Annotated in this window: 5 protein-coding genes; 2 read left to right on the forward strand and 3 right to left on the reverse strand. The window is 31.5% G+C overall.

Annotated features, from left to right (window positions below; genetic code table 11):
- The first annotated feature begins 20 nt into the window (after nucleotides 1-20).
- Complete coding sequence (locus ACP5SP_RS04670; protein WP_428066914.1) at nucleotides 21-1,481, forward strand: GGDEF domain-containing protein; 1,461 nt, start codon at nucleotides 21-23, stop codon at nucleotides 1,479-1,481.
- Complete coding sequence (locus tag ACP5SP_RS04675; RefSeq protein ID WP_428076098.1) at nucleotides 1,471-2,445, forward strand: sensor domain-containing diguanylate cyclase; 975 nt, start codon at nucleotides 1,471-1,473, stop codon at nucleotides 2,443-2,445. Before ACP5SP_RS04670 ends, ACP5SP_RS04675 begins: the two co-directional genes overlap by 11 nt.
- Here the strand turns inward: ACP5SP_RS04675 and ACP5SP_RS04680 are convergent.
- Genes ACP5SP_RS04680 through ACP5SP_RS04690 form a run of 3 tightly spaced genes read right to left on the reverse strand, consistent with a single transcriptional unit; the run spans nucleotide 2,442 to nucleotide 6,083 of the window.
- A complete protein-coding gene (locus ACP5SP_RS04680; RefSeq protein WP_424586773.1) occupies nucleotides 2,442-4,088 on the reverse strand; it encodes a stalk domain-containing protein in 1,647 nt (548 codons plus the stop codon). The genes ACP5SP_RS04675 and ACP5SP_RS04680 overlap by 4 nt on opposite strands.
- Nucleotide 4,089: 1 nt before the next feature.
- Nucleotides 4,090-5,367 carry an ABC transporter permease gene (locus ACP5SP_RS04685; RefSeq protein ID WP_428076099.1) on the reverse strand — a complete coding sequence of 426 codons (1,278 nt, stop codon included), beginning with the start codon at nucleotides 5,365-5,367 and terminating at the stop codon, nucleotides 4,090-4,092.
- A complete protein-coding gene (locus ACP5SP_RS04690) occupies nucleotides 5,364-6,083 on the reverse strand; it encodes an ABC transporter ATP-binding protein (protein ID WP_424586771.1) in 720 nt (239 codons plus the stop codon). The genes ACP5SP_RS04685 and ACP5SP_RS04690 overlap by 4 nt, the downstream gene beginning before the upstream one ends.
- Nucleotides 6,084-6,213: the final 130 nt, after the last annotated feature.

Raw genomic sequence — 6,213 nt, forward strand, 5'->3', positions numbered from 1 at the left:
TTTATATATTTATTGTTTTAATGATTAAAACAAACGAATTAGGATTTGTAAAAAGCTTTGTTGCTTTAGCTTTTTTAATTTCATTTACTTTCTTTGCTTTGCAACACATTTCGTTAAAAGAGTTAGAAGGACTTGAATCAAAAGTTAAGAAGATGACAATTGAAAATAAAATTAAGGAAGATCTTCTTAAAAAATCAAACATTGAAGAAGTATTTGCAATTTTGAAAAACTATTTTAAAAATTTGAATTGCGTTCTTGAAGTTTTTATAAAAGATAAAAATGAAGTCATACCTAAGAAAAATAGTGCGAATAAAAATATCAACCAAAGCGATCTTGAAGATGTTGTTAAATGCAAATTTGGAGATTTAGAGTGCATTTTCATAATTAAGAGTTTATCAAATAAAACGGATATACATGAAGTAAAAAATAGTTTGGAGAATTTTCTCCCTCTCATTGAAACCTTAATTACAATAAAAGAAAACAGAGAAAATATTGAAAAGCAACAAAATTATTTGCTAAGAATAAACAATCTTATAGAGTATTCAATAAAAATTAGTAATACTTTAGTGCTTGAAGAGACATACATGTGGATTATCAAGGCATCGAGTGTCCTTTTTGGAGCAGATTCTGTAAGTATTCTTGACACTTCAAATGGTAAGGGGCTTTACAGATTCTTGGGTTCAAAAGGTTTGGACTTAGAAAAATTAACGGAAATTGAAAATAAGATAAATTCCCCATATTTTGGGGAGCATATTGATGCAATTGTGAAAACTGGAAAAATAAACTACATTCCAAATACCAATGAATTTCCAGGATGGGCAGTTACAAGCGAGAATTCAAAATCATGGTTGGGAATTCCTCTTTCAGACTTAGAAAATAACGTTTTTATTGTCATTAATATTGGTAAAGATATTCCAAATTATTACACAATAGATGATGTAAAATTTGCTGAAACTTTCCAAAAGACCGTAAACATAGCAATTACTAAGAACCTGCTACTTGAAAGATACCGTATGGATTCAATAACAGATCCACTTACAAAACTTTATAACAGAAGGGAATTTGAAAATAGGCTTTTATATGAGATTACACAGGCTCAACGATACCAAACGAAATTTACACTTCTCCTTATGGATCTTGACAGATTTAAAAGTCTAAACGATACATTTGGACATCTTGTTGGTGATACTTTTTTGAGAGAGTTTGCTGATGTTTTGAGAAATTCAATAAGAGCCTCTGATATCGCTTTTCGTATAGGAGGAGATGAGTTTGCAGCTATTTTAACACATGCAGATAAAATAAAAGCAGTACAAATAGCTAAGCGTATTAAAAGCAATCTTTCAAAGATTGACTTGGGAGTTTCTTTTAAACCAAGCGTTTCTATTGGTATTAAAGAATATAACAATGAAAGCCGTGATGAATTAATAATAGAATGCGATAGACTTCTCTATGTAGAAAAATTAAGAAGCCATGGATCATAATCTAATAGGAATATTAAAGGCAATTGCGGAATTAGAGGAGAGCCTTACAATTGAAGAAGCACTTTGGAAAATAACAAATTTAGCGTTTATTGTCTTTAACGCAGAATCAGCAACTATTATTGATGTCTCTCAAAAACCTTACCACTTTGTTGCTTTTAAAAATGTTGATGACATTGCTGCAAGTGTACTTGAGAAACATTTGAGCGAAGGAAGCGCTGGCGGAAATCTTGAAGTTATTAAAGATACTCAAAAGCCCCTTATAATTCCTGATACATCAAAATACGGTTTTTGGCTAAAAGTTGGTAAATATCCATTATCTTGGATTGGAATACCAATAATATTAGATAATAGAGTCAGTTATATTGTTAATATCGATAGCTATTCTCCAAACACTTACAATGAAGATTTTTGGGAAATTGCTCTTGTTTTTTCTGAATTAATTTCAAGCGCTGTTAAGAAAAATAAACTCGTTGAAGAATTTTTTAGAACTGCAACTCTTGATAAGCTGACTGAGGTGCAAACAAGGCAACAGCTGTATCATATTCTTAATAAAAATATTGATAGATACAGAAGATATGGAAGCAGGTTTTCATGTCTAATGCTTGACCTTGATAAGTTTAAGTATATAAACGATACCTTTGGACATGAAATAGGTGATAAGGCTCTTGTTGCTTTTTCCAAGGCGTTAAAAGAAAACCTAAGACAATCTGACTACATCTTTAGATTTGGTGGAGACGAGTTTCTAATAAAACTTGAAGAAGCAGACGGAAAAGAGGCTTTTCAAATCGCAAAAAGACTAAGAGAGGCTATTCTATCCATAAACATTGACGGAAAAATCAATCTTTCAACATCAATTGGGATAAAAGAATACAAGGGAGAATCATTAGAAGATTTTCTTAAAAGCCTTGACGAAGCGCTATATCAAGCAAAGAAAACAGACACTGGTATAATGATTACTAACTAATCCACTCTAATGATTCCTCTTATAGTTATACTTTTAGTAGATTCATCCCAATCAACTTTAAAATTAAATGCCTCCATAACAAACCTCAAAGGCACAAAAGTTCTTGAGTTTTCTATGAAAGGTGCGGTATCCATCGAAAGTTCATTTCCAAAAGATTTATATATATTACTTCCAATTTTTAAAATTATATTTCCATTGTCCAACAAAACTTCTTTTTTCTTTGGATCATATGAAACTTTAAAACCTACTGCTTCTCCTAAAAATCTAACAGGTACGAATGTTCGTGAATCTCTTATAATTGGGCTAACATCCATTGAATACCTTTCCCCATTTACAAAATATGACAAATCTTCGACTTTAAAAACAAGTGTATAAAATTTATAAAAATGATTTATAATAACCTCATTTTCTGCGTTTGGTACAAAGTTGTCGTTAAAGATGGTTTTTTCTTTTCTTGTATTCCCAAGATTATTTTTTACAGTATATAAGACTTCCCTGCCTTCTTCCAACGGATTTTCTAAAATTAAATCTCCCATATTAAAGAGAGGATATCTAAATAATACTACACCAGAAGAATAAAGGTAAGCATTGAAAATTTCAAGTTCAGTATCTTTCAAAGAAATACCACTTGGATTTACGCCAACGAATGTTTCAAGATTTCCTTTCGTCAATGATTTAATCTTATTTGTGACAACTGTTACATAGTCTTCTTTCTCTTCAAGGCTTGAAAGGTAAATCATCGGAATCACAAAATCAAGAATTCCATTAAAGGTATCCCCAAAATAAGAGAAATTAACCTTTTGATATGCATATGTTTTTTTAATTGATGGAGAAGTTTCTATTGAGTCATACCTGTAGCCTCGTGAAACAAGAAATGCACCAAATTTGAGATTTGTCCTTTTTTGTGAGGCATAATTTTTTAACTCTATTGCTACATCTTTAAGAACACGTTCCCTCAAATTTACCCAATTTACAATATCCTTATCTTTTTTCTCATAAAGTATAAACATTGTTTTCCAATCAGCAGGTTTTATAAAGGTTTTGTAGGCAACACTTTTAACATAATCCATATCAATTCCGTTTGACTTTCCCAAAGACACAAACGAATTTGAGAAATCGTAACTTCCATTTGGGTATCGTATATAATCAAAAACGAGTCCATCGATATCAAATTTGAGGAGTTCTGAAATAAATAATTTTATATAATTCAAATAATTTTTTGAAAGAAGACTAATATAATAAGTATTTTTTTCATAGCCAAGGTTCCCCATTAAATCTTCTGGATGTTTTGTTCCATAATTCTTATCCATCATTACAGGAAAATACGCATAGACTTTTAGATTGTATTTTTGAGCGATTTCAATTATTTGTGGAAGTGTATCGGTTAAAACGGGGAAATTTTTTGACGGAAAAATAACTTGTCCTTCAGGTGTTTTTACTAAAATGAAAATTGTATTATAGCCATACTCACTTATTTCCTTTAGTGATTTTTCAATACCTCTCTTGTTTAAATCATCTGCTCTTATACAAAGTCCTTTTAACTTTGTAAGTGTAAGTACATTGGGAGTAAAAGAATTTGCATTTTTAACCGGAAGCTGTAGAACAATTATTAATATCAAAATTACAATAAAAACTTTTTTCATTCTACCTTCCTAAAAGGTGAAATGTAGCCTTCTTTACTTTAGTTGTGAAGATCCTATCAGAGGAGATAATTTTTGTTGCTATTAAAATCGCAATTGCAGAGAATAGTGTAAGATATAAAACTCCTATATATACAATTGATTTAGATCCAAAAAGTATTTTTTGCGAGGCAATAAATGGATACGAAAATGGTATAAGATAAACAAGAATTTTAAGAGGTATGCTCAAAGTGTCAATGTTGGTAAAAAGTGAAAGGAAATACGGGATCATTATGAGTATCATAAGAGGTGTCAAATACATCTGTGCTGATTTTGTGTCCTCTGCAAACACTGCAAGGATGCTTGCAAGAGCAAGCGAGGATAAAATTGTAAGAAACAGCAAAAGCCCTATGTAAAAATACTGCGTTGGTGTATAAACAAGATTAAGTGCCTTAAGAATTGAAGAGCTTTGCGCATTAGAAAATTGACCTTGGGAGATCCCGCTAAAGTAACTTCGCATCCCAACAAGATAAAATGCCGAAATAATCAAAGCCATAATAGAGGATGCAAGCATTTTGGAGAGCACTATATATGGACGTTTTACAGGAACTGTCATTAAAGTTTCCAGAGTCTTGTTTTCCTTTTCGCTTGCAATGAGACTCACGATCATTTGAGATGCAAAAATAATAACAAACGCAAGTATTATTGGAATAAATATTACTTGGGACATAAGTAAATTTGAGACCATTTCAGGCGATGCTTCGCTCTGTTTTCCATTTACTACAACATATTCTTTAAGCGCTATTGGGTTTTTTACTATCCTTGGATCAATATTTGTAAAATTCTTTATGTACATGTCAGAAAGAGTTTCAGAAATAGCAGAAACAACACTTTTTACTCTTGCAGGTTGCGAGACCGACATAACAGAAATTCCTTTAATAACGGAGTAAATCTTTATTTCAGGTTGTTTGAACGACTTAATATTTGATTCAAAACCTTGTGGAATTTCAATTATCACATCAATCTTCTTTGAGGTTGCATAGTTAATTGGATCGACAATACCTCCATAATATACTTCTGGTAATGCAACAGATTTTAAATTCTCAATAAATTGATTTGAAATAACGCTTTTATCGTAATCTACTACAAGCACGGGTTCAGGGTTTGTTGCCTTCTTAGTTTCTGTTTGTACAACGTTTCCTATCAAACCATAGAAAATTACGACTATCACCAATGGGACTAATAATTGTGGGGTAAGTATTTCTCGTATATCCTTCTTCAAAAGATTAAGAAGATTTTTCATTTTACAACCTCCATAAACACTTCTTCAAGGTTGGAAGCGTTGTATTTTTCTTTGAGTTGTTTTGGAGAGCCTATATCAAGTATTTTTCCTTTATCAATCAAAGCAACTCTATCAGAAAGATATTCAACTTCAAGCATATTGTGAGATGAGAGCAACACCGTTATACCATTTTTTACGAAGTCTTTTATTATGTTTCTTACCTCTATTGAATTTATCACATCAAGTCCAGATGTTGGTTCATCAAGAATTGCAAGCTTTGGGAGATGCATCAATGCTCTTGCTAAAAGAAGTTTCCTCGTCATACCTTTGCTGTATGTAGATACCTTATCTTTAATTCTATCACCAAGACTTGCAATACTTATACCTCTCTCTAAAATTTCGTCAAATTCTTTCTTATCACTTGCATAGAAACCTGCCATGAATTGAAGATACCCAAAACCTGTAAGCGTTTTGTAGGCACCTGCTTCCTCTGGAAGATAACTTATGATAGTTCTGATTTTTTCGTCATCTTTTCCCAACTCGTAACCAAAAATTTTTACATCTCCTGCATTTTTTCTTATAATCGTTGAAAGAATTCTTAAGGTAGTTGTTTTACCAGCACCATTTGGTCCAATAAGGCCAAATATTTCTCCTTCGTGGACTTCGAAACTGATGCCGTCAACTGCTTTAACATCTCCATAGTACTTTGTGAGATTTTGCACAGCAATAGCTTCCATAAATTACCTCCTTAAAAGCACTTATCTATTATAACATTTTTTTGCAAATTAAAAAACTTGTAATCCAAAAAATTTTTTTTATAATAATGCGATGGTTGAAAAATTTACACCTCACCGCGCCATAAGAAAA

This window comes from Caldisericum sp. (assembly GCF_049967455.1).
GTDB classification, from domain to species: domain Bacteria; phylum Caldisericota; class Caldisericia; order Caldisericales; family Caldisericaceae; genus Caldisericum; species Caldisericum exile_A.

What these genes read in the sequence shown, in the direction of transcription:
- ACP5SP_RS04670 (WP_428066914.1), top strand. Translation starts at nt 21, where the DNA reads ATGATTAAAACAAACGAATTAGGATTTGTAAAAAGCTTTGTTGCTTTA.
- ACP5SP_RS04675 (WP_428076098.1), top strand. Translation starts at nt 1,471, where the DNA reads ATGGATCATAATCTAATAGGAATATTAAAGGCAATTGCGGAATTAGAG.
- ACP5SP_RS04685 (WP_428076099.1), bottom strand. Translation starts at nt 5,367, where the DNA reads ATGAAAAATCTTCTTAATCTTTTGAAGAAGGATATACGAGAAATACTT.
- ACP5SP_RS04680 (WP_424586773.1), bottom strand. Translation starts at nt 4,088, where the DNA reads ATGAAAAAAGTTTTTATTGTAATTTTGATATTAATAATTGTTCTACAG.
- ACP5SP_RS04690 (WP_424586771.1), bottom strand. Translation starts at nt 6,083, where the DNA reads ATGGAAGCTATTGCTGTGCAAAATCTCACAAAGTACTATGGAGATGTT.